Annotated in this window: 25 protein-coding genes; 12 read left to right on the top strand and 13 right to left on the bottom strand. The window is 61.6% G+C overall.

Annotated elements, in window-relative coordinates:
* Positions 1 to 165: 165 nt before the first annotated feature.
* Positions 166 to 1140 carry a cysteine synthase A gene (gene cysK / locus Q7F16_RS08065; protein WP_014337073.1) on the bottom strand — a complete coding sequence of 325 codons (975 nt, stop codon included), beginning with the start codon at positions 1138 to 1140 and terminating at the stop codon, positions 166 to 168.
* 146 nt (positions 1141 to 1286) lie between these two features.
* Between cysK and Q7F16_RS08060 the strand changes: the two genes are divergently transcribed.
* Entirely contained in the window at positions 1287 to 2363 is a 1077-nt protein-coding gene (locus tag Q7F16_RS08060) for a DUF748 domain-containing protein (RefSeq protein WP_409556408.1), read from the top strand.
* Here Q7F16_RS08060 and Q7F16_RS08055 read toward each other — a convergent pair.
* Both Q7F16_RS08055 and Q7F16_RS08050 read right to left on the bottom strand, forming a co-directional pair.
* Complete coding sequence (locus tag Q7F16_RS08055) at positions 2360 to 2860, bottom strand: DUF2442 domain-containing protein (RefSeq protein WP_046062931.1); 501 nt, start codon at positions 2858 to 2860, stop codon at positions 2360 to 2362. The two genes, Q7F16_RS08060 and Q7F16_RS08055, sit on opposite strands and share 4 nt — an antisense overlap.
* A complete protein-coding gene (locus tag Q7F16_RS08050; RefSeq protein WP_024618563.1) occupies positions 2848 to 3078 on the bottom strand; it encodes a DUF4160 domain-containing protein in 231 nt (76 codons plus the stop codon). The genes Q7F16_RS08055 and Q7F16_RS08050 overlap by 13 nt, the downstream gene beginning before the upstream one ends.
* A 200-nt stretch (positions 3079 to 3278) precedes the next feature.
* On the opposite strand from Q7F16_RS08050, the gene Q7F16_RS08045 reads away from it, so the two are divergent.
* Both Q7F16_RS08045 and Q7F16_RS08040 read left to right on the top strand, forming a co-directional pair.
* Positions 3279 to 4124 (top strand): AAA family ATPase, encoded by an 846-nt coding sequence (locus Q7F16_RS08045; RefSeq protein ID WP_024618564.1) that lies wholly within the window; start codon positions 3279 to 3281, stop codon positions 4122 to 4124.
* Positions 4125 to 4158: 34 nt separating this feature from the next.
* Positions 4159 to 5337 (top strand): vWA domain-containing protein, encoded by a 1179-nt coding sequence (locus tag Q7F16_RS08040; protein WP_003198888.1) that lies wholly within the window; start codon positions 4159 to 4161, stop codon positions 5335 to 5337.
* A 125-nt stretch (positions 5338 to 5462) separates the two neighbouring features.
* On the opposite strand, the gene Q7F16_RS08035 is transcribed toward Q7F16_RS08040, so the two are convergent.
* From Q7F16_RS08035 to Q7F16_RS08025, 3 genes are read right to left on the bottom strand one after another with little or no spacing between them, the layout of a single operon-like run.
* The gene (locus Q7F16_RS08035) at positions 5463 to 6005 is read right to left on the bottom strand and encodes a DUF2937 family protein (protein WP_014337069.1); all 543 of its coding nucleotides are present in this window, start codon (positions 6003 to 6005) and stop codon (positions 5463 to 5465) included.
* Between the two features lie 12 nt (positions 6006 to 6017).
* Positions 6018 to 6794, bottom strand: coding sequence for a class II glutamine amidotransferase (locus tag Q7F16_RS08030; RefSeq protein ID WP_014337068.1), 777 nt, complete (start codon positions 6792 to 6794; stop codon positions 6018 to 6020).
* Between the two features lie 32 nt (positions 6795 to 6826).
* Positions 6827 to 7324, bottom strand: a complete 498-nt coding sequence (locus tag Q7F16_RS08025; RefSeq protein ID WP_014337067.1) for a hypothetical protein — start codon at positions 7322 to 7324, stop codon at positions 6827 to 6829.
* Positions 7325 to 7459: 135 nt separating this feature from the next.
* Here Q7F16_RS08025 and Q7F16_RS08020 point away from each other — a divergent pair, with 135 nt between their 5' ends.
* Together Q7F16_RS08020 and Q7F16_RS08015 are read left to right on the top strand one after the other, a co-directional pair.
* Complete coding sequence (locus Q7F16_RS08020; RefSeq protein ID WP_409556407.1) at positions 7460 to 9514, top strand: S9 family peptidase; 2055 nt, start codon at positions 7460 to 7462, stop codon at positions 9512 to 9514.
* A 251-nt stretch (positions 9515 to 9765) separates the two neighbouring features.
* A complete protein-coding gene (locus Q7F16_RS08015) occupies positions 9766 to 10239 on the top strand; it encodes a cyclic nucleotide-binding domain-containing protein (protein ID WP_046062928.1) in 474 nt (157 codons plus the stop codon).
* A 121-nt stretch (positions 10240 to 10360) separates the two neighbouring features.
* Here Q7F16_RS08015 and Q7F16_RS08010 read toward each other — a convergent pair whose 3' ends face one another.
* Positions 10361 to 10648, bottom strand: a complete 288-nt coding sequence (locus Q7F16_RS08010) for a hypothetical protein (RefSeq protein ID WP_409556406.1) — start codon at positions 10646 to 10648, stop codon at positions 10361 to 10363.
* A 73-nt stretch (positions 10649 to 10721) separates the two neighbouring features.
* Here Q7F16_RS08010 and Q7F16_RS08005 point away from each other — a divergent pair, with 73 nt between their 5' ends.
* The 4 genes from Q7F16_RS08005 (at position 10722) to Q7F16_RS07990 (ending at position 14553) form a co-directional block, all read left to right on the top strand.
* A complete protein-coding gene (locus Q7F16_RS08005) occupies positions 10722 to 11408 on the top strand; it encodes a spermidine synthase (protein ID WP_003184244.1) in 687 nt (228 codons plus the stop codon).
* 48 nt (positions 11409 to 11456) lie between these two features.
* The gene (locus tag Q7F16_RS08000) at positions 11457 to 11831 is read left to right on the top strand and encodes a YajD family HNH nuclease (protein WP_003184246.1); all 375 of its coding nucleotides are present in this window, start codon (positions 11457 to 11459) and stop codon (positions 11829 to 11831) included.
* Positions 11832 to 12136: 305 nt separating this feature from the next.
* Positions 12137 to 12391, top strand: a complete 255-nt coding sequence (locus Q7F16_RS07995) for a DUF2933 domain-containing protein (RefSeq protein WP_079305158.1) — start codon at positions 12137 to 12139, stop codon at positions 12389 to 12391.
* 2 nt (positions 12392 to 12393) lie between these two features.
* Positions 12394 to 14553: a copper-transporting P-type ATPase gene (locus tag Q7F16_RS07990; RefSeq protein ID WP_409556405.1), complete on the top strand. Its 2160-nt coding sequence runs from the start codon at positions 12394 to 12396 to the stop codon at positions 14551 to 14553.
* A 71-nt stretch (positions 14554 to 14624) separates the two neighbouring features.
* Here the strand turns inward: Q7F16_RS07990 and Q7F16_RS07985 are convergent, their stop codons facing one another.
* On the bottom strand, positions 14625 to 14957 hold the full coding sequence (locus Q7F16_RS07985; protein ID WP_409556404.1) for a DUF2790 domain-containing protein: 333 nt from the start codon (positions 14955 to 14957) through the stop codon (positions 14625 to 14627).
* A gap of 241 nt (positions 14958 to 15198) precedes the next feature.
* On the opposite strand from Q7F16_RS07985, the gene Q7F16_RS07980 reads away from it, so the two are divergent.
* Positions 15199 to 15669, top strand: coding sequence for an RNA methyltransferase (locus tag Q7F16_RS07980; RefSeq protein ID WP_003198862.1), 471 nt, complete (start codon positions 15199 to 15201; stop codon positions 15667 to 15669).
* 77 nt (positions 15670 to 15746) lie between these two features.
* Positions 15747 to 16124, top strand: coding sequence for a YgaP family membrane protein (locus Q7F16_RS07975; RefSeq protein ID WP_046062923.1), 378 nt, complete (start codon positions 15747 to 15749; stop codon positions 16122 to 16124).
* Positions 16125 to 16246: 122 nt separating this feature from the next.
* Here the strand turns inward: Q7F16_RS07975 and Q7F16_RS07970 are convergent, their stop codons facing one another.
* Together Q7F16_RS07970 and Q7F16_RS07965 are read right to left on the bottom strand one after the other, a co-directional pair.
* Complete coding sequence (locus Q7F16_RS07970; RefSeq protein WP_046062922.1) at positions 16247 to 17476, bottom strand: hypothetical protein; 1230 nt, start codon at positions 17474 to 17476, stop codon at positions 16247 to 16249.
* Positions 17477 to 17508: 32 nt separating this feature from the next.
* Entirely contained in the window at positions 17509 to 17958 is a 450-nt protein-coding gene (locus Q7F16_RS07965) for a YcgN family cysteine cluster protein (RefSeq protein ID WP_014337060.1), read from the bottom strand.
* A 160-nt stretch (positions 17959 to 18118) separates the two neighbouring features.
* Between Q7F16_RS07965 and Q7F16_RS07960 the strand changes: the two genes are divergently transcribed.
* Positions 18119 to 18712: a nitroreductase family protein gene (locus Q7F16_RS07960; RefSeq protein WP_046062921.1), complete on the top strand. Its 594-nt coding sequence runs from the start codon at positions 18119 to 18121 to the stop codon at positions 18710 to 18712.
* Between the two features lie 136 nt (positions 18713 to 18848).
* Here Q7F16_RS07960 and Q7F16_RS07955 read toward each other — a convergent pair whose 3' ends face one another.
* The 3 genes from Q7F16_RS07955 to rnd all read right to left on the bottom strand — a co-directional run bounded on the left by Q7F16_RS07955 (position 18849) and on the right by rnd (position 21331).
* Positions 18849 to 19781 carry a D-2-hydroxyacid dehydrogenase gene (locus Q7F16_RS07955; RefSeq protein ID WP_409556403.1) on the bottom strand — a complete coding sequence of 311 codons (933 nt, stop codon included), beginning with the start codon at positions 19779 to 19781 and terminating at the stop codon, positions 18849 to 18851.
* A 126-nt stretch (positions 19782 to 19907) separates the two neighbouring features.
* A complete protein-coding gene (locus Q7F16_RS07950) occupies positions 19908 to 20201 on the bottom strand; it encodes a YcgL domain-containing protein (RefSeq protein WP_014337057.1) in 294 nt (97 codons plus the stop codon).
* A complete protein-coding gene (gene rnd / locus Q7F16_RS07945; RefSeq protein WP_095973977.1) occupies positions 20198 to 21331 on the bottom strand; it encodes a ribonuclease D in 1134 nt (377 codons plus the stop codon). The genes Q7F16_RS07950 and rnd overlap by 4 nt, the downstream gene beginning before the upstream one ends.
* Position 21332 lies beyond the last annotated feature (1 nt).

Below are 21332 nucleotides of genomic sequence, written 5' to 3'. Positions count from 1 at the left end.
GCCTGTTAAAACACCGCTATATGAACCTTTGCAGGCAGGCCCTTTGTGGGAGCAAGGCTTGCCCGCGATGAAGATGATGCGGTCTGCCATAAACCGAGGCGCCTGTATCGCGAGCAAGCTTTGCTCCCACAGCAGGGTTCACTCACTACCGCATTGAATTCACGGTTACTGCTGAATCTCCTGCTCGGTAAACAGATCACTGAACAACATGCTCGACAGGTAGCGCTCGCCCGAATCCGGCAGGATCACGACGATGGTCTTGCCCTGCATTTCCGGTTTCTCTGCCAGGCGCACGGCCACGGCCATCGCCGCGCCACAAGAGATCCCGCAGAGAATGCCCTCCTCCTGCATCAAGCGCAGGGCCATGGCCTTGGACTCGTCGTCAGTGACCCGCTCGACCTGGTCAACGATCGACAGGTCAAGGTTCTTCGGCACGAACCCGGCGCCGATCCCCTGGATCTTGTGGGGGCTGGGCTTGATCTCCTGGCCCGCCATCGCCTGGGTAATCACCGGCGAAACCTCAGGCTCGACCGCCACCGACAGGATCGGTTTGCCACAGGTGTTCTTGATATACCGCGATACCCCAGTGATGGTTCCGCCGGTGCCCACACCCGCTACCAGCACATCCACCGCGCCGTCGGTGTCGTTCCAGATTTCCGGGCCGGTGGTTTTTTCGTGGATCGCCGGGTTCGCCGGGTTATCGAACTGCTGCGGCATGAAGTATTTGGCCGGATCGCTGGCCAGGATCTCGGTGGCTTTCTCGATGGCCCCCTTCATGCCCTTCGCCGGCTCGGTGAGCACCAGCTCCGCGCCCAGGGCCTTGAGCACCTTGCGCCGCTCGATGCTCATGGAAGCGGGCATGGTCAGCATCAGCTTGTAGCCACGGGCGGCGGCGACGAACGCCAGGCCGATCCCGGTGTTGCCCGAAGTCGGTTCGACAATCGTCATGCCCGGCTTGAGTTTGCCCGAGCTTTCGGCGTCCCAGATCATGTTCGCGCCGATCCGGCACTTGACCGAATACCCTGGGTTGCGCCCCTCGATCTTGGCCAGGATGGTCACACCGCGCGGGGCAATGCGGTTGATCTGCACCAGCGGCGTATTACCGATGGAATGGGCGTTGTCAGCGAATATACGGCTCATGGCTGGGTCCTTGATGCAGCGGGAATGTAAGCCTTTAAAGGTATGCCTGTTGCCCATGGTCGTCCAGTTGCACCGAACGTTCCCGTTGTTGCGACAGTCAATGGCATTAGGAGGCGCTCCCCAACAAACGCTGGAGACTGACTGACATGAAGCGTCGATACCGCTGGCCACTGTGGGTTTTCGCCGCCATCGCCGCGGTGCTGGTGGCCCTGCATTTCACCTTGCCTTACCTGGTACGCGACTACCTGAACGAAAAACTGGCCAACATGGGCGATTATCGCGGCCGGATCACCGACGTGGACCTGGCCCTGTGGCGCGGTGCCTACCGGATCAATGGCCTGGAAATCGTCAAGGTCGATGGCAAGGTCCCGGTGCCGTTCGTCAGCGCACCGCTGGTGGACCTGTCTGTGAGCTGGCACTCGCTGTGGTACGACCATGCAGTGGTCGCCGAGGTTGAATTCGCCCGCGCCGAAGTGAACTTCGTCGACGGCGGCGCCAACCGCCAGAATTCCCAGACTGGCCAGGGCACCAACTGGCGCGAGCAGTTGAGCAAACTGCTGCCCATCACCTTCAACGAAGTGCGCATCAGGGACGGCAAGGTCACCTTTCGCAATTTCAACTCCAAGCCACCGGTCAACCTGCGGGCCACCGACGTCAACGCCAGCTTCTACAACCTGACCAACGTGGTCGACACCAAAGGCAGGCGCGACGCCCGTTTCGAAGGCAAGGCCCTGGTGGCCGAGCATGCGCCCCTGGAGATGCAAGCCACCTTCGACCCCCTGAGCAATTTCGAAGACTTCGATTTCCGCCTTCGGGCGACGAACATCGAACTCAAGCGCCTGAATGATTTCGCCGCGGCCTATGGCAAATTCGATTTCAATGCCGGCCACGGCGACCTGGTGGTTGAGGCCGAAGCCGACAACGCCAGGCTCAGCGGCTACATCAAGCCACTGCTGCGTGATGTCGACGTGTTCGACTGGCAGCAGGACGTGGAGAACCAGAACAAGAACATCTTCCGCTCGGTCTGGGAAGCCTTGGTGGGCACGGGTGAAACGGCCCTCAAGAACCAGCGCAAGAACCAGTTCGCCACCCGGGTGGAACTCAGCGGCAATGTTCACCAGCAGGACATCAGTGCCTTCGAAGCCTTCCTGCAGATCCTGCGTAACGGTTTCGTCCAGGCCTTCAATGCCCGTTATGAGCAGCCACCGCCATCGACCGACTAGGGTTTGCGCGTGACGGTGTAACGACCGGTCGGTTCCGCCGCCACGCTTGCGCCTCTACGTTGCAACGAATCCCAGCCCAGGCACGCCAGGGCCAGCGAACGCGGCACAGCCTCACGGCCACTGCTGTAGCGGCTGATGCTGCGAGCACTGACCCCCAGTGCTTCAGCCGCCTGGTTCAGCGGCAGGCCCGTGCGGGCGCGCCAACCGATGAAGATGCGGGTATTTTCGTCCACGGCGTTCTGCGCCAGTGCGTCCAGATACAAGGTATCGGCACCGATCTGGATATCCAGCGCAGGCCATTCCACGCTCCAGCCATCGTCGCCCAGGACTGCGCCCTCAAACGCTCCATCTTCAAGCAAAGGCTGCAAGCCTGGATAACGTTGTACATCGGCGCTCAAGTCCAGCCTTAGTTGCTGACCGTCAATGAACGTCAGGTCCAGACTGAACGGCAATAAAGGCTGCACGGCCAATAGCCGTGGCCGTTTCATGGGTAGCATCGTTGCCAATCCTCCAGCAGTTGCGCTTGATGGGCGCTGACCCAGTCCAGCGCTTCCTTGATGATCAATGGCGGCGCCCGGCCCATCATCACTTCGACGGGGTCCAGCCTCAGGACCACATCCACCCCGCCACCGGTGAGGTGGACATGGGGCGGTGGATGATCCCTTTCGCGCAATTGAATGCGGTACGTATTTTTGAATCGATATTTAGTAGACATGCCACCGAGCGTATCGCCAATTTGGCGATACGCAATACTGGCAAGGCGCCGAGACTGAGTCAACATGTGACGCCCCATTCAGAGACTGAATACAGCGTCTGCGTTCACAGTCGGCGGGGCGCCGCGTTATAGTCGGGCACGATATTTATTTCCCGCGCCCCGCCTCGTCAGGCCGGCGACACCGTTCGAGGAATTGCAGAATGAAGTTCGAAGGCACCAGCGCCTACGTGGCCACCGATGACCTGAAACTGGCCGTGAACGCCGCCATCACCCTGGAGCGACCATTGCTGGTCAAGGGCGAGCCGGGCACCGGCAAGACCATGCTGGCCGAACAACTGGCCGAATCCTTTGGCGCGCGCCTGATTACCTGGCACATCAAGTCCACCACCAAGGCCCACCAGGGCCTCTACGAGTACGACGCGGTCAGTCGCCTGCGGGACTCGCAGCTGGGCGTGGACAAGGTCCACGACGTGCGCAATTACCTGAAGAAGGGCAAGCTCTGGGAAGCGTTCGAGTCCGAGGAGCGGGTGATCCTGCTGATCGACGAAATCGACAAGGCCGACATCGAGTTCCCCAACGACCTGCTGCAGGAACTCGACAAGATGGAGTTCTACGTCTACGAGACCGACGAAACCATCAAGGCCAAGAAACGGCCGATCATCATCATTACCTCCAACAACGAAAAGGAACTGCCGGACGCGTTCCTGCGCCGCTGCTTCTTCCACTACATCGCCTTTCCCGACCGCGTCACCCTGCAGAAAATCGTCGACGTGCATTACCCGGACATCAAGAAGGACCTGGTCAGCGAAGCGCTGGACGTGTTCTTCGATGTGCGCAAGGTGCCGGGCCTGAAGAAAAAACCTTCCACTTCCGAACTGGTGGACTGGCTCAAGCTGCTAATGGCCGACAACATCGGCGAAGCGGTGCTGCGCGAGCGTGATCCGACCAAGGCCATCCCGCCGCTGGCCGGCGCCCTGGTCAAGAACGAACAGGACGTGCAATTGCTCGAGCGCCTGGCGTTCATGAGCCGTCGCGGCACTCGCTGATCCTCTTCGTCTAACAAGAGCGAGGGCGATTGCCATGCTGCTTAACCTGTTCAATGAGATGCGCGCCGCCAAGGTGCCCGTGTCGGTGCGCGAACTGCTGGACCTGATCAACGCGCTGAAACAGCGGGTGATCTTCGCCGACATGGACGAATTCTATTACCTGTCCCGGGCGATCCTGGTGAAGGACGAACGGCATTTCGACAAGTTCGACCGGGCGTTCGCCGCCTACTTCAACGGCCTGGAGAAACTCGACGATCACCTCCAGGCGCTGATTCCCGAAGACTGGTTGCGCAAGGAGTTCGAGCGTTCGCTGACCGACGAAGAGCGGGCGCAGATCCAGTCCCTGGGTGGCCTGGACAAGCTGATCGAAGAATTCAAGAAACGCCTGGAAGAACAGAAGGAACGCCATGCCGGCGGCAACAAGTGGATCGGCACCGGCGGAACCAGCCCGTTCGGCTCCGGCGGCTTCAACCCCGAAGGCATCCGGGTCGGCGACGCAGGCAAGCGCCAGGGCAAGGCCGTGAAGGTCTGGGACCAGCGCGAATACAAGAACCTCGACGACCAGGTGGAACTGGGCACCCGCAACATCAAGATCGCCCTGCGCCGCCTGCGCAAGTTCGCCCGCCAGGGTGCGGCCGAAGAGCTGGACATCGACGGCACCATCGACCACACCGCCCGGGATGCCGGTCTTCTGAACATCCAGATGCGTCCGGAACGACGCAACACCGTCAAGTTGTTGCTGCTGTTCGACATCGGTGGCTCGATGGATGCCCACGTGAAGATCTGCGAAGAACTGTTCTCGGCCTGCAAGACCGAGTTCAAGCACCTGGAGTACTTCTACTTCCACAACTTCGTCTACGAATCGGTGTGGAAGAACAACCTGCGCCGCACGTCGGAACGCACCTCGACCCAGGACTTGCTGCACAAGTACGGCGCCGACTACAAAGTGATCTTCATCGGTGACGCCGCCATGGCGCCCTATGAAATCACCCAGGCCGGCGGCAGCGTCGAACACTGGAACGAAGAAGCCGGTTATGTGTGGATGCAGCGCTTCATGGAGAAATACAAGAAGCTCATCTGGATCAATCCGTACCCCAAGGACACCTGGGGCTATACCGCCTCGACCAACATCGTGCGCGAGTTGGTGGAAGACCGGATGTATCCACTGACCTTGCGGGGGTTGGAGGAAGGGATGCGGTTTCTTTCCAAGTAAGTTTTTGGCGTCTTTCAGGGCCTCATCGCGAGCAGGCTCGCTCCCACACTGGATCTTCGTCACACTCGAGATCCCCTGTGGGAGGGGGCTTGCTACCTCCCACAAGAGCCTTTTGCCCAGCGGTGTTACAGCCCGCGCAGGTCGCGCTCTTCAATCGGCCGGCCCTGGCGCAGGCGCTTGCCGCCCAGCACCACCCAGTCGATCAGGCGGAACAGGCATTCCAGGCCGAACGACAGCAACATCGCACCGCTGATGCCCCAGACCATGGCCTCGGGGGTCAGCAGGATCTGGTAGCTGTAGCCGTTCCAGGTTTCCTTGCGAATGTCCGGGTCGGCGGCCAGCGCCACTTGCAGCAAGCGGATGTACCACGGGCCTTGCATCGCCTGGAACTGCTTGTCCAGGGCCTGCTGGCGCACGAGCAAAGTGTTCAGGCTGTCGGCATCGCTGCGAAAGATCGGGTCTTCGCTGGCACGGTAATGGGCCACCAGGGCCTGCATGTCGCCCTTGAAGAACTGGTTGGCGGTGCCCTGGAAGCCTTGCAGGCCGGTCTGCGCCTCGATCAGGTGCGCCTCGACCCGCTTGGCATAATCACTGATGAAGCCCGGCACCTGGACCCCAACCAACAGGCCCACCGCGAACAACACCAGACGTAGATAACTGAGCAACATAGCGTGACGTCCTTATTCGGTCCGGCCGTGGCTGACGCATTCGCCGCGTCGCCACAGGCTCCATTGGCCCGGTTCGTAGCGGGTCCAGGTTTCATTTTCGGTCAAGGGCTCGGTGGCGATCACCGTGACCACGTCGTTGGGCGTGGTTTCAGCCTGGAAATCGACAATCACATCCACATCCTTGAGGCGAGCCGGGCCGAACGGCGCACGACGGGTGATCTGGGCCAGTTTGGTCGAGCAATAGCAGAACAGCCAGTCGCCATCGCTGAGCAGGCAGTTGAATACGCCTTTGCTGCGGTATTCAGCGCAGGCCTCGATCAACGCCGGTAGCAATTGTTCCACCTCCACCGGTTCGGGGAAGGCCTGGCGCACGCGGTTGAGCAGATCGCAGAAGGCCGCTTCGCTGTCGGTATCGCCCACCGGGCGGTAGAAGCTCACCCCCGGCTGGAAATCGGCGAGCTGGCCGTTGTGGGCAAAACACCAGTTGCGGCCCCACAACTCACGCACAAACGGGTGGGTGTTGGACAGGCAGACTTTGCCGACGTTGGCCTGGCGAATATGCCCGATCACCACTTCGCTCTTGATCGGATAGCGCTGCACCAGGTTCGCCACTTCCGATTCGCTGCTGGCGGCCGGATCCTGGAACAGACGCAGGCCACGGCCCTCATAGAAGGCGATACCCCAACCGTCCCGGTGCGGCCCGGTCTTGCCGCCGCGCTGCATCAGCCCGGTGAAGCTGAACACGATGTCGGTCGGCACATTGGCGCTCATGCCCAATAACTCACACATGCTCGAACTCTCGCTTCAAGGGGCAGGCCCGGTTACAGGCGCGGTTCGATACGCGAACGCTGGGGGTTGCTCGGCACGGGCGGGCGACCATAACGGTCATCACCGGCCACGCCGAACGGTGGTTCGTCCTCCGGCTCATCGGCCGCAGCGGCGGCTTTTGCGGCGGCAGCCCGTTCCTTGCGAGCGTTGGCGGCGCGCTCGATGGGGAAGCGGATCAGCACTAAAATCAAGTAGAGGCCGAAGGCGATCATGCCGTACATGAGCAGATCGGAAGCCGCCCGCCAGACGTTGTTGCCGACCTTGAACATGACGTCCAGGGCGACAATGGCCAAGGCCGGGGCAACCTTGTCCTTCACCGGGTCGACGACGGTGGGGCTGAACAGCAACACCGCCATCAACAAGCGCAGCGGTTCGCGCAACCAGCGCCACATCCAGCGGGTCATGCGCATCCACACCAGCAGGCAGCCCAGGGCGGCGAAGGCGTAGAGGCCCCAGGCGATCAGATAGTCGTTCTCGGTCATGGTGTCCATGGCAAGGCAGGCAAAGAGACGCTTATAGTAACGGCTTTTCGCGCGTCAGGCTGCCCCGGCGTCTGGCGAATGGCCTGTGTAGTGGGTTTTGTCCAGGCCACGTATCCCTTTTCGTATAACGTTCGAGAGCCTTTCATGTCCCTATCTGCCCACGTTTCCAACACCCCGATTGCCCGCAGGGACGCCGGTGTTGACCCGTACGCCTGGCTGCAGGAACGCGACACCGACGCCGTGCTCGACTACCTCAAGGCGGAAAACAGCTACCAGGAGGCGCAACTCGCCGACCAGGCCGAACTGCGCGAAACCCTGTTCCAGGAGATCAAGGGCCGGATCCTCGAGACCGACCTGTCACTGCCCTCGCCCTGGGGCCCGTACCTGTATTACACCCGTACCACGGCTGGTGACGAATACCCGCGCCACTACCGCTGCCCGCGTCCGGCCGACGATAGCCTGAGCGTGGATGAAAGCCGCGAACAACTGCTGCTGGACCCGAACGTGCTGGCTGGCGGTGGCTTCTTTTCCCTGGGCGCTTTCAGCATCAGCCCCGACCACCAGCGCCTGGCCTACAGCCTGGACACCACGGGCGACGAGATCTACACCTTGTTCGTGAAGGAATTGTCCAACGACAAGGTCAGCGAACTGTCCTTCACCGATTGCGACGGCAGCATGACCTGGGCCAACGACAGCCTGACGCTGTTTTTTGGCGAATTGGACGACACCCATCGCCCGCACAAACTCTGGCGCTATCGCCTGGATGGCACGGCCGCCGAAGAAGTATTCCATGAGCCGGACGGGCGTTTTTTCCTGCATTGCTACCGTTCCAGCTCAGAAAAGCAGTTGATCCTGTCCCTCGGTAGCAAGACCACCAGTGAGATCTGGGTGCTGGACGCTGCGCAGCCGCAACAACCTTTCACCTGCCTGGCGCCACGCCGGGAAAACCACGAATACGACGTCGACCACGGCCTGCTCGATGGCCAATGGACCTGGTTGATCCGCAGCAACCGCGACGGGATCAACTTCGCCCTGTACCAGGCTGCCGACACGGGCGTGGCGCCGACCGAAGCTGACTGGCAGAACCTGATCCCCCACAGCGACACGGTGATGATCGACGGCCTGAGCCTGAACGCCGGAGCCATGACCTTGAGCCTGCGTGAGGGCGGCTTGCCGATCATCGAGGTGCATCCACAGGGCTTGCCAGCGTATCGGGTGCAACTGCCGGATGCGGCCTACAGCCTGCATGTGCAGAACAGCCTGGAATTCGTCAGCGATCGCATCCGCCTGCGCTACGAGGCCCTGAACCGTCCGGCGCAGATCCGTCAGTTGGACCTGGCCAGCGGTGTACAGGTCGTGCTCAAGCAAACTCCGGTGCTGGGGCCGTTCGACGCCGATGCCTACGTCAGCCAGCGGCTCTGGGCGACGGCAGCGGACGGCACCGAGGTGCCCATCAGCCTGGTGGTCAAGCGCGAAGCCCTCGGCCAGCCGGTACCGCTGTACCTGTACGGCTACGGCGCCTACGGCGAGAGCCTCGACCCGTGGTTTTCCCATGCGCGGCTGAGCCTGCTGGACCGCGGCGTGGCGTTTGCCATCGCCCACGTGCGGGGCGGCGGCGAGCTGGGGGAAGCCTGGTATCGCGCCGGCAAGCAGGAACACAAGCACAACACGTTCGGCGACTTCATCGCTTGCGCCGAGCATTTGATCGCCAACGGTTTCACCACCGCCGAGCAACTGGCGATCAGTGGCGGCAGTGCCGGTGGCCTGCTGATCGGCGCAGTGCTCAATCAACGCCCGGAGCTGTTCAAGGTCGCGATTGCCGAGGTGCCGTTCGTCGATGTGCTCAACACCATGCTCGACCCCGACCTGCCGCTGACCGTCACCGAATACGACGAATGGGGCAATCCAGAGGAGCCGGACGTTTATGACCGGATCCGGGCCTACGCCCCGTACGAAAACGTCAGCGCCCAGGCGTACCCGGCGCTGCTGGTGATCGCCGGTTACAACGACAGCCGTGTGCAGTACTGGGAAGCGGCCAAGTGGGTGGCGAAATTGCGGGCCACCAAGACCGACGACAACCCTCTGCTGCTCAAGACCGAACTGGGCGCCGGCCACGGTGGAATGAGCGGGCGCTACCAGGGATTGCGTGACGTAGCGCTCGAATATGCATTTGTCTTGAAGGTTTTGGGGATGGTCTGAGGAACTCTGTGGGATGGCCGGGTCTTAGCTCCATGCGCCGGGCCTTGCTGTAACACAGCCCAATGTGGGAAAGGCTTTGTGGGAGCAAGGCTTGCCCGCGATGGCATCGGCTTGATCTGACAGACAGAACTGAGTCGCCTGTATCGCGGGCAAGCCTTGCTCCCACAAAAGATAAAAGCCTGTCCCAGAGGTCTGCTTACACCCGGGCCAAACTGAACCTGCAACAAACACAAGAAAAAGACCGTGCCAACATGTCAGAACCGACCTTACTGAACAAAGAAATCCGCGACTGGCTGATGGACTGCGGTCTGTTCGACCAGTTGTTGCCTGTCGACTTCGCCGCGGCGTCGGGCTATTTCAGCATCAGCGCCATCGCCGAGGGCGAAGCGATTTTCCGCGAGGGCGATGCCGGCAGCTTCATGTGCATCATCCACACCGGCCAGGTGGCCGTGCAGAAAACCGGCCCCGACGGTCAAGCCGTGACCATCGCCACGCTGCGCAGTGGCCGGGCATTCGGCGAAATGGCCGTGCTCGACGGCGAACGGCGCTCGGCCAGTTGCATCGCCGCCAGTGATTGCCAGTTGCTGAACCTGGGCAAGGATTCCCTGGAAAAAATGCTCAACGACGCCCCGAAGATCGCCGCCAAGATCATCCGCGCCCTCGCCGTCTCCCTGTCCAAGCGCCTGCGCATGGCCGATGGGCAGTTGTTGTCGCAGCAGGTCTGACCTCCCTCTGTCAGTTGAAACACAGAACCTGTGGGAGCAAGCTTTGCTCCCACAGAGTCCACCGCAATGCCCGAACCCACAGGTTTTTACCATTCAGTTCTTTCACCGACGGGCTTCAGGTCTACCCCCCCGGCGACTTGGCCTTCACCGGCTTCGGCTCCATGCCCGGTATCGGTTGGTCCTTGGGCGGCTTGGGCATTTCGATCGGTGGCAGCAACGGCGGCCCACCGCTTCCGGTGCCAGCCTTGGGCACACCGTTGGGCGTGACCGGCGGATAGGGCATGGGAGTAGAGGTACCAGGCGACCCGGGGATGCTCGGCGGGTTAACCGGAATCGTCGGTTGTTGAGCCTGGGCGCAACTTATTGAGAGCGCCGCCAGGGCAATGGCCGTTAGAATGATGCACTTCATCAATGGCTCCGTGGCTATTGTCTGCTTTAAGGCTAGTCGTTACCGCGCCGGTCTGCCCTCCTACGAGATTTCCATGAAACGTTTCGTTCTGCTCGACACCACGCCCATCCCTGATAACGGCGGTGCCCTGTGCCTGTTCGAGTACGGCGAAGACTTCGTCATCAAGATCCAGGGCGGTGACGGCGGACAGTTGATGAACACCCGCATGCACGGCTCCGAAGACGCCTTGGCAGAGATTCCTTGCCGCAAGGTGGCCGGTCGTCCTGGCTCGCGCGTGCTGATCGGCGGCCTCGGCATGGGGTTCACCCTCGCCTCGGCCCTCAAGCACCTGGGCAAGACCGCCGAAGTGGTGGTGGCTGAACTGGTGCCCGGCGTGGTGGAGTGGAACCGTGGCCCATTGGGTGAAAAGGCCGGGCGGCCGCTGTCGGACCCGCGCACGGTGATCCGCATGGAAGACGTGGCCAAGGTGCTGCAAGCCGAACCCCAGGGTTTCGACGCGATCATGCTCGATGTCGACAACGGCCCGGAAGGCCTGACCCAGAAAGCCAACAGTTGGCTGTATTCGGCGGGAGGCCTGGCCGCCTGCGCCAAGGCCCTGCGGCCCAAGGGCGTGCTGGCGGTGTGGTCGGCCAGCGCTGACCGGCAGTTTTCCGACAAGCTGAAGAAAGCCGGTTTCAAGGCCGAAGAGGTGCAAGTGTTCGCCCATGGCAACAAAGGCACCCGCCACACCATCTGGATTGCCGAGAAGCTCAAGGGCTGAGCTAAACTGTGCCCAACCGTCATCAGTCTTTTTTACAAAGGTGAACCCATGAGTTCGTCAACGCCACCGTCCAACACCGCCAAGCTGGACCGCATCCTCGCCGATGCCCAGCGCGACCGGGAGATGGGCTACCGCGACAAAGCCCTGAAAATGTACCCCCATGTCTGTGGCCGCTGCGCCCGTGAGTTTTCCGGCAAGCGCCTGAGCGAACTGACCGTTCATCACCGCGACCACAACCACGACAACAACCCGCAGGACGGTTCCAACTGGGAACTGCTGTGCCTGTACTGCCACGACAACGAACATTCGCGCTACACCGACCAGCAATACTTCGGCGACGGCTCCCTGAGCACCCCGAAAATCGCCAAGGCGACCCACAACCCCTTCGCCGCGCTGGCTGGGTTGATGAAGAAGGACGAGTAATTAGCCGTTGTGACGAGCGGGTTTATCGTGCGCTGCAAAGTGTTGCTCCACGGATCAAATCCCCTCGCCCAAAATGGCTTACTCGACTGTGGAGCGGCTGCCTCGGCCGCTTTCATGGCCCCGCTGACAAATCTGCAATGCCCCCGTCAGGTCGCTGACAGCCTCGCACCTTTAGCATGCCCGCTACTTCCCTCATTTGCAGGTGAAGTAAGCCAAGGTTGATGAATATCAATCTGCCAAAGCCCTCCCTGCCTATGCTGTGGTTATCGGTGGCGGTGGCGCGCCCGGCCTGAAGGAGCGACACCATGAACACTCATCAACCCCCAACTGGCGCAACGCCATTCTGGCGGGGCAAGACCGGCATTGTCTTGATCATGTTGTTGGCCATTGGCCTCTTCTATCTGGCGCGAGAACACTTCAGCCACATCGCGGCGAATTGGCCGTACCTGATTCTCCTGATATGTCCCTTGATGCATATCTTCGGACACGGACACGGCCATGGCGGTCATGGACGACATGGCGAACCACCCGTCAACCGCAGGGATCAGGAAGGCCCCTAGCCATGCCCGACACTCCAGTGCACCTTCACCACAGCGCTTCAGCGCCCAGCGGCGACATGGCGACTGAATACACCTGCCCCATGCACCCGGAAATACGCCAACCCGGCCCTGGCACCTGTCCCAAGTGCGGCATGACGCTGGAACCGGTGATGCCCGCGCTGGAAGAAGAGGACAATCCAGAACTCAAGGACTTCACCCGCCGCTTCTGGTGGTCCCTGCCGTTGACGGTGATCGTCACCGTGCTCGCCATGGCGGGGCACGCCTTGTCGCTGTTTCACAGTGAAACGCAAAATCTCGTCGAATTTCTCCTGGCGACACCCGTGGTCCTGTGGGCAGGCTGGCCGTTTTTTGTGCGGGGAGTGGCGTCCGTTCGCCAGCGTAGCCCGAACATGTGGACCCTGATTGGCCTGGGCACCGCGGCGGCCTATCTCTACAGTGTCGCCGCCACGTTTTGGCCTGGAGGATTTCCCGCCACGTTCATGCAAGAGGGGCGGATCGGCGTCTACTTTGAAGCCGCTGCGGTGATCATCTCCCTCACCTTGCTGGGGCAGATGCTGGAGCTCAAGGCTCGCTCGCAGACGTCGGCCGCCATCAAGTCGCTGCTGGGGCTGTCACCCAAGACCGCGCGCCGGATCGATGCCGATGGCCAGGAACAAGACATCCCCCTGCCCCACGTCCATCAGGGTGACCACCTGCGGATCAGGCCCGGTGAAAAGGTCCCGGTCGATGGTACGGTGCTCGAAGGTGAAAGTGCCGTTGACGAGTCGATGCTCACCGGCGAGCCGGTTCCGGTGATCAAACGCGCCGGGGACAGCCTGATCGGCGCCACGATCAACACCCACGGTAGCTTGGTGATGACGGCGCAGAAGGTCGGCGCCGAGACCGTCCTGGCGCAAATTGTTCAGATGGTCGCCCGGGCCCAACGCTCGAAAGCCCCTATGCAGCGCATGGCCGACGTGATCGCGGGTTATTTCGTCATGGGCGTGATTGCCATCGCCGTGCTGACCTTTTTCGGCTGGGGGCTGTTAGGTCCCGAACCTGGCTGGGTCTTCGGGCTGATCAATGCCGTCGCCGTGCTGATCATTGCCTGCCCCTGTGCGCTGGGGCTCGCCACCCCCATGTCGATCATGGTGTCTACCGGCAAGGCTGCCAGCCTGGGCGTGCTTTTCCGGGACGCCAGCGCCATCGAGAACTTGTGCAAGATCGACACGCTGATCGTCGATAAGACCGGCACCCTGACCGAAGGGCGCCCGGCCTTTCACAGCGTGAAAGCCACCCAGGGCTTCGACGACCGCCAGGTGCTGCTGTTGGCCGCCAGTCTCGACCAGGGCAGCGAGCATCCCCTGGCCCACGCCATCGTCGATCACGCACGATCCGAGCACCTTGAACTGATCAAGCCGGCTTCATTTGAATCCGGCAGCGGCATCGGTGTCAGTGGCCAGGTGGACGGCAAACAGGTCCACTTGGGCAATACTGCCCTGATGAACGCCGCCAATATCAGCGTCAGCCCATTGCAACAACAGGCCGAGCAGCTACGCGCGCAAGGCATCAGCATTATCTACATGGCCATCAACGGTGCGCTGGCCGGGCTGCTGGCCGTCTCGGACCCGATCAAGCCAACCTCCAGGGAAGCGGTCAGCCAGCTCAAGGCTCACAACATAAAAATCATCATGGCCACCGGCGACGGCCTCACCACTGCTCGCGCCGTGGCCAGGGAGATGGGCATTGAAGAGGTCCATGGCGAAGTCAAACCCGAGGATAAGGAGCGCCTGGTGGCGGACCTGCAGCACGATGGCCGCCAGGTTGCGATGGCGGGTGACGGAATAAACGATGCTCCCGCCCTGGCTCGAGCGAACGTCGGCATTGCGATGGGGACAGGTACGGACGTAGCGATGAACAGCGCCCAACTGACCTTGGTAAAAGGCGATTTGATGGGCATCTTGCGAGCCCGCACCCTTTCGGTGGCAACCGTTAGAAACATGCGCCAGAACCTCGGCTTTGCCTTCCTCTATAACTCGATGGGTATTCCGTTGGCAGCCGGCCTGCTGTATCCCCTGACCGGTCACTTGCTCTCGCCCATGATTGCCGCCATCGCCATGAGCGTGAGTTCGGCGTCGGTGGTGTTCAATGCCTTGAGGTTGCGTAACACGCCAGCACAATAATCCGCACAAAAACAGGCGCCACCAGGGCGCCTGACCGTCTCAAAACCAAAGGAGAACAAACGAGACGGTAATCAGCCGCCATTCGGACAGTTATCACCCAGGAGCCTGTATTCCAGGGTATTGAGCTTGCCGTTCGAGTCTTCGTAAGTCATGCGCGACGGTCCGACACCACAGCCTTTATTGGCCGGTGTAATGCTCACCACTTTTTTTACATCGAGCTTCATGCCGTATTCGTAATGAACGATTTCGGCGACGGCTTTGTCGTTTTCGGCGGCGTATCGCGCCATGGCTTGTTGATTGTTCTGGATCATCTGGCCATAAACCCGGTCACCTCCGCCTTCCGCCAAGACAAGGGAAGAAAGGGACAGGATCGAAACGGCGAGCAAGGCATCAAGGGTCTTCATGAGGAACTCCAGCAGTCATTTGTCAGGCAAACCATAACGACTGGTGCCTTTCACGACGCTGGCGGGGACGTTACCGATTGGTCAGGTTCGTGAACAGGTAACCGACCATCACCCCCCACAAGTCCAATGTGGGAGCGAGCTTGCTCGCGATGGCGATCAAACAAACACCACACATCTCGAAACTGACCACCCTCCCCCATTCCCCGTATAATCGCGCCTTTTCCCCAAAGGCACCCCGCCCGTGGCCAACAAACGCTATAGCTGCATCGGTCTGTTCAACCCCAAGTCACCGGAAAACGTCGGTTCGGTCATGCGTGCCGCCGGCTGCTACGGCGTGGCGTCGGTGTTCTACACCGGCAAGCGCTATGAGCGTGCCGCCGACTTCGTCACCGACACCAAGAAAGTCCACTACGACATCCCGCTGATCGGTATCGACGACCTGAAGAAAATCCTGCCCCTGGGCTGTGTGCCAGTGGCCGTGGAACTGGTGGAAGGCGCTCGCCCGCTGCCCGAATACACCCACCCGGACCGGGCGCTGTACATTTTCGGCCCGGAAGACGGCTCGCTCGACAAGGACATTCGCGACTGGTGTGAGGACGTGGTGTACATACCCACCACCGGTTGCATGAATCTGGCCGCCACCGTCAACGTCGTGCTGTATGACCGCATGGCCAAAGGCAACAACACCCGCTCAGGGCCGCAATTCCGCTGATCGGTGCGCAATTGGATTGAACAAGGCAAGCGCTCGGGCAGTCAGTTTTATACCAATCCCCACACTGGAGACAGATCATGAGCGATAACAATCCGTTCGAGCCGATTGAGACCACCCCTTTCCAATCCCATCCGCCGCAAAACGTGCAGGGTTGGGAACGCATTGGCTCACTGGCCGGCGGTGTGCTGATGATGGGCAAGGGCTTGCGCCGTGGCGGTGTGCTCGGCCTGGCTCAACTGGCGATCGGCGGCATGGCGCTGGCGCGGGGGATCACCGGGCATTGCTCGGCCAAGAGCCTGCTGGAAAAGAATCGCCAGAATCTGAACAGCGCCCGCGCCCGCATTGAGCAGGCCGGTGACGAACTGAGCCGCTTGAAAGCCAATGCCGAGGCGGCGACTGGCACGGCTACGGTGACGGGGAATGATTCGTTGGATTCGCCGAAGGTTGGGCTCTGATTTAGTGGTGAGGCTGATGCCCTCATCGCGGGCAAGCCTTGCTCCCACACTGGATCTTCACCGGGTGAGATGTTTGGTACGACTCAATCCTGTGGGAGCAAGGCTTGCCCGCGATAGCGGTATTACTGAATTAACTGGGTATCCAGCACAGTCGAGCTCCCACCCAGGACACTTTCACTGAGTTGCACAAACTCCTCGGTATCAACTGTCTCCAGTCGCATCGCTGCCTGCAACACATCATCCAGCGAACGCTTGTTGCGGGTTTTCAGGCGAATCTCGCGGTCCAGTTCCTGCAACAGCAACACCGCCTTGGCCACCGCCGCCGAGCTGAGCTGTTCGCCGCGCAAGGTCGTGACGCCCTTGCTGTCGCGGGCGAGCCGGTCGTTCAAGGTCTGATAGCGCTCATCACTCAGGCCGCCGGCGCGGCGCAGCAGTTCGATGGCGTAGTACTCGGTCAGCCCCTCGCTGATCCAGTCGCTACGATCATGATCATTGACCCTGGCCAGCGCCTGCACCAACTCCCGCAACAAAGGGCTACTGCCCCGCTCGCTGACCAGCGGCGGTCGGCTGTGCAGGTAGATTGAGTCATGGCCGGCCTGGGCGCCACGCCACAACGGATCACCGGCGCCGACAATCAGCAACTTGGCCGGATGGCGCGGCACCAGCGCTTGCACCTGCGGCCAGACGAACGTCAACAATGTCAACACATCCATCCGGCGCATGCCCTGGCTCTGGGGCGAGGCCACCGTCACTTCGGTTTCGCCCAGGCGTGTGCGGCGGCTGCCCAGTTTGCCGGCGAGCATCCAGCCCGTGGGGCGGTCGAACAGCCGCGAGGGATTGTCGATGCGAAAGCGTTGCTTGCCGATGCGCGGCCAGGGGGTCTCGATGCTTTTCCAGCCAGCGGGCAATTCAACTTCAAGACGGGCCACCAGTTCGACACCGTCCTGCTGGTCGAGCTTGGCCGACGGCACCAGATCGTCGCCGCGCAGCAACGCCCATGTCGGGGTCATGCGGGTTTCGAAGGTGGCGTTCTTGCGCGCATGGCTGATGCGTACGCGGTAGCTCAGGCTGGCCTTGTCGGCGGCCGGGCGCCAGACACCTCGCGCCACCTTGCCGGGGGTGCGTTGCCACTGGCCGTCGGCCTTGAAATCGCTGTAGCGACTGCCGTCGCCGAGGTCGAAATCCAGGCTGCGCACCGCCGAACCCCGGGCCAGGGTCAGGCGCACCTCGGCCTGATCGCTCTGGGGCAACAGGTGCACGTGATAATCCAGGTCAACTTTCTGCGCCGCCCACAGCGGCGCGCACACCGCCAGCAGCCCGGCCGCCAGCATCCGTTTCAATCCTGCAGCCATGGGGTCTCCCTGGTGGTGCGCCGCCCGGCGGTTCAGCCGGCGCGGAAAATCAGATGATCTTCCCAATCGTCTTCCGGCACGCTGCCTTCGGCCAGCATACGCCCGGACTGGGAAATACGTTCGTGGTGCACGGCATCGCGATCACCGCAGACCAGGTGGTGCCACAACGGCAAGTCCTTGCCCTCGCTGACCAGCCGATAACCGCAAGTCGGCGGCAGCCACTTGAACTCATCGGCCTTGCCCGGCGTGAGCTGGATGCAGTCGGGGACAAAGTCGCGGCGGTTGGGGTAGTCGGTGCACTGGCAGGTTTTCAGGTCCAGCAGTTTGCAGGCGATACGTGTGTAGTAGACGCTGTTGTCGTCTTCGTCTTCGAGCTTTTGCAGGCAGCACAGGCCACAGCCATCGCACAGCGATTCCCACTCCTGCAGGTCGAGCTGATCGAGGGTTTTGCGTATCCAGAACGGTTCGACTTTGGCGGCCATGGCTCAAGCATCAACATCAGGTGGTGAAAAGGCCGACAGTCTAGTGCCCGGGCCTCTTCAGGCCAAGCATTGGCGACTGTCGGTAGGCCGGGACTTGTCAGCCCGACCGGCGGGACGTAGGTTGTTTCATTGACTTTCCAAACCCCAGCCAGGTAAGCCCATGAGTGCCAATCCCCGCATTGCCGATTACGCGATTCACCCTCAATTCATCGAGCGCTGGTCGCCCCGCGCCTTTACCGGCGAGACCATTGCCGAAGAAACCCTGCTGGGCTTTTTCGAAGCTGCACGCTGGGCGCCGTCGGCGTACAACTCCCAGCCATGGCGTTTCCTGTATGCGCGCCGCGACACGCCGAATTGGGAGCGTTTCCTGGGCCTGCTCAATGAATTCAACCGCAGCTGGGCCCAACAGGCCTCGGCACTGGTGATCATTGTTTCGAAAACCACCTTCGCCGTACCCGGCGCCACCGAAGAAACCCCAGCACAGAGCCACACCTTCGACACCGGAGCGGCCTGGGGCCACCTGGCGCTGCAAGCCAGCCTCAGCGGCTGGCATACCCACGGCATGGCCGGTTTCGACCAGGAGTTGACCCGCAAGGAACTGAAGATCCCGGAAGGCTACGCTCTGCACGCCGCCGTGGCGATTGGCAAGCTGGGGGACAAATCGACACTGGCCGAATACCTCCAGGCCCGCGAAACCCCGAGCCCGCGCCGGCCGTTGAGCGAACTGGTGGCAGAAGGCGATTTCAGCCTGTAATCCCATTTCATGACCGCTGGAGACCCACTGTGGGAGCGAGCTTGCTCGCGATCGCGTCAGATCAGCCAACATTGATGTCGACTGATGCACCGCGATCGCGAGCAAGCTCGCTCCCACAGTTTGATTGGGGTTAGCTTCAGTATCCCCGGCTGAAGTCCACTTCACCGCGCAGCGCGTCGCCCGCCTGGTAGGCCCGCAGGTTTTCCAGGAACAACTGCACCATCATCGGTGGCGAGGTCGGTGCCGAGCTGTGGCCGGTGAGCAGTAGGCCCCAGGCGGTCCAGAAGGGGTGGCGCTGCGGCAGTGGCTCCTGGCGGCAGACGTCGATCACCGCACCGGCCAGGTGCCCGTCCTTCAGGGCCTGCACCAGGTCCGCATCCACCACCGCCACGCCGCGGCCGACGTTGATGAACAACCCGGTCGGCTTGAATTGCTTGAACAGCGCCGCGTCGTACACATCATGGGTATCGGGGGTGTTGGGCAGCAGATTGATCACGTAATCCACCTCGCCCACCAGGCGCGGCAGATCCTTCAGCGCCCCGACCTCGAGGAACGGCGCCAACGCCCGCCCCTCGCTGGCAACGCCATACAGCTGCACACCAAACGGCACGAGGAACTGCGCCACACGCTGGCCAATGTCACCGGTCCCGACGATCAACACCTTGCGCCCGGCCAGGCCTTGCCCCTGACGGTTGTCCCACTTGCGCTCGACCTGGCTGACCAGCCGCGCCAGCACCTCGCGCTCATGGCCGAGCATGTAGGTCAGCACGTATTCGGCCATCACCTGGCCGAAAATGCCCACCGCACGGGTCAGGCGGTAATTGCGCGTCAAGCCCTCGGCCAGCAACGGCGTGATGCCCGCCCAAGTCGATTGCAGCCAGCTGGGTCTATGGCCTTGACGCAACAGGGTGGCCAGCAGATCAGGCTGACCGAGCCAGACCGGGCAATCGGTGGCCAGGCGCGACAGTTCGGCGGAGTCGCCGCTGGTCAGCACTTCAATATCGGGTGCCGCCTGACGCAAAAGCTGGGCGTACACCGGGTGGTCGTGTTCGGCAATCAGAACGCGCATGAATCAAACCTTTCAAAAACAGTGCAGACAACCGCCGACAGAGTGTCGCTCCATCCAGGCGGTCATCGCCAATAAACTATTCCAGTGTGCTTCAAGAGCCCCCAGGACAGGGGGCCCAGGGAATCGTCAGATCGGGTCGTTGCGGCGTAGCAACTCTTCGGGCAAATGCTCGATGTACTCATCTTCGGCCGGCGGCATCTGCAAGTGATAGCCCTGGGTATCGAGATTTTCCAGCACTTTGTTGATGTCTTCCCGGGACAGCGCCCGCTCGGGGCTCAGCACCAGGTCGAAGGCATGGATCGCCTTGCCAAAGGCGGCCATCAACGGCTCAGGTACACGCTCCAAGGCATCGCTCTTGAGCACATACAGGTACATCTCGTTTTTCTTCGAGCTTCGGTAGATGGAGCAGATACGTTTCAAGGCTGTTCTCCCACAGTGGCCAGGCTGTCGAGCAGCGCCTGGCCCATCAATTCGCGGCGCCAGCCACGCAGCGAATCAGGCAATTGGTAAGGGCCCTCGGGGAAGCCGCTCTTGATCAGCGCTTCGAGGGTTTTCTTGCGCAGCATCAGCTCCGGGGCAATTTCCAGGCGCTCGGCTTCTGCCTGCCCCAGCGCCCGCAGACGCTTGACCAGGGCTGAGGCCTCAATGGGCAACGGCTCGGCCACCGCCGGCGGCCATTGCTCGGGCGGCACGCTGGCCGCGCGCTGGATCAGGTCCAGCAGAAACTGGCCGTCCTGGCGCACGGTGCGCGGGTGCATGTCTTCGATCTTCGCCAGCGCGCCGAGGTTATCCGGCTGGGTGCGGGCCAGGGGCCACAGCGAATGCTCGCGGATGATGCGATTGCGCGGCAGGTCACGGGCCCGCGCCTCATGTTCGCGCCAGGCGCACAGCTCACGCAGCACGGCCAATTGGGCGCGGGACAGTTTCCAGGCGAGCTTGGCCTCGCGGTAGACCTCGTACGGGTCGACTTCGCGACGCAGGTTGGCCACCAGTTCGGCGCCGTCCTCCAGGACCCAGCGGTATTTTTCGTCGGAAAGCTTCGGGCGCAACAGTACGAAAACTTCTGCCAGGTGCACGGCATCCTCTGCCGCGTAGCTGATCTGCGTCTCGGACAGAGGCCGTTGCAGCCAGTCGGAACGAGTCTCGCCCTTGGGCAACTCGATACCCAGCACTTCCTGCACCAGCCGCGAATAGCCCATGGAGAAACCCAGGTTCAGGTAGGCGGCGGCCAGTTGAGTATCGAACAGCGGCGCAGGCAGGCTGCCAGTCAGGCGCAGCAGCACTTCAAGGTCTTCGCTGCAGGCGTGCAACACCTTGAGCACCGCCGGGTTTTCCAGCAGTGCGGCCAAGGGTTGCCAATTGTCGATGGTCAAGGGGTCGATCAGGTAGGCACGCTTGCCGTCGCCGATCTGCAATAAACCAGCAATAGGGTAAAAGGTGTCGACCCGCATGAATTCGGTGTCGAGGGCGACGAATGGCAACTGCTGCCACTCGGCGCAAAACTGACCGAGGCTATCGTTGTCGCGAATCCAGTGAATATCGATGGCCACA

It is taken from the genome of Pseudomonas sp. Lb2C2, assembly GCF_052112205.1.
In the GTDB taxonomy this organism is placed as follows: Bacteria; Pseudomonadota; Gammaproteobacteria; order Pseudomonadales; family Pseudomonadaceae; genus Aquipseudomonas; species Aquipseudomonas kilonensis.
Note: the sequence above shows the minus strand (reverse complement) of the source record. Positions and strands in the feature narration are given on the sequence as shown.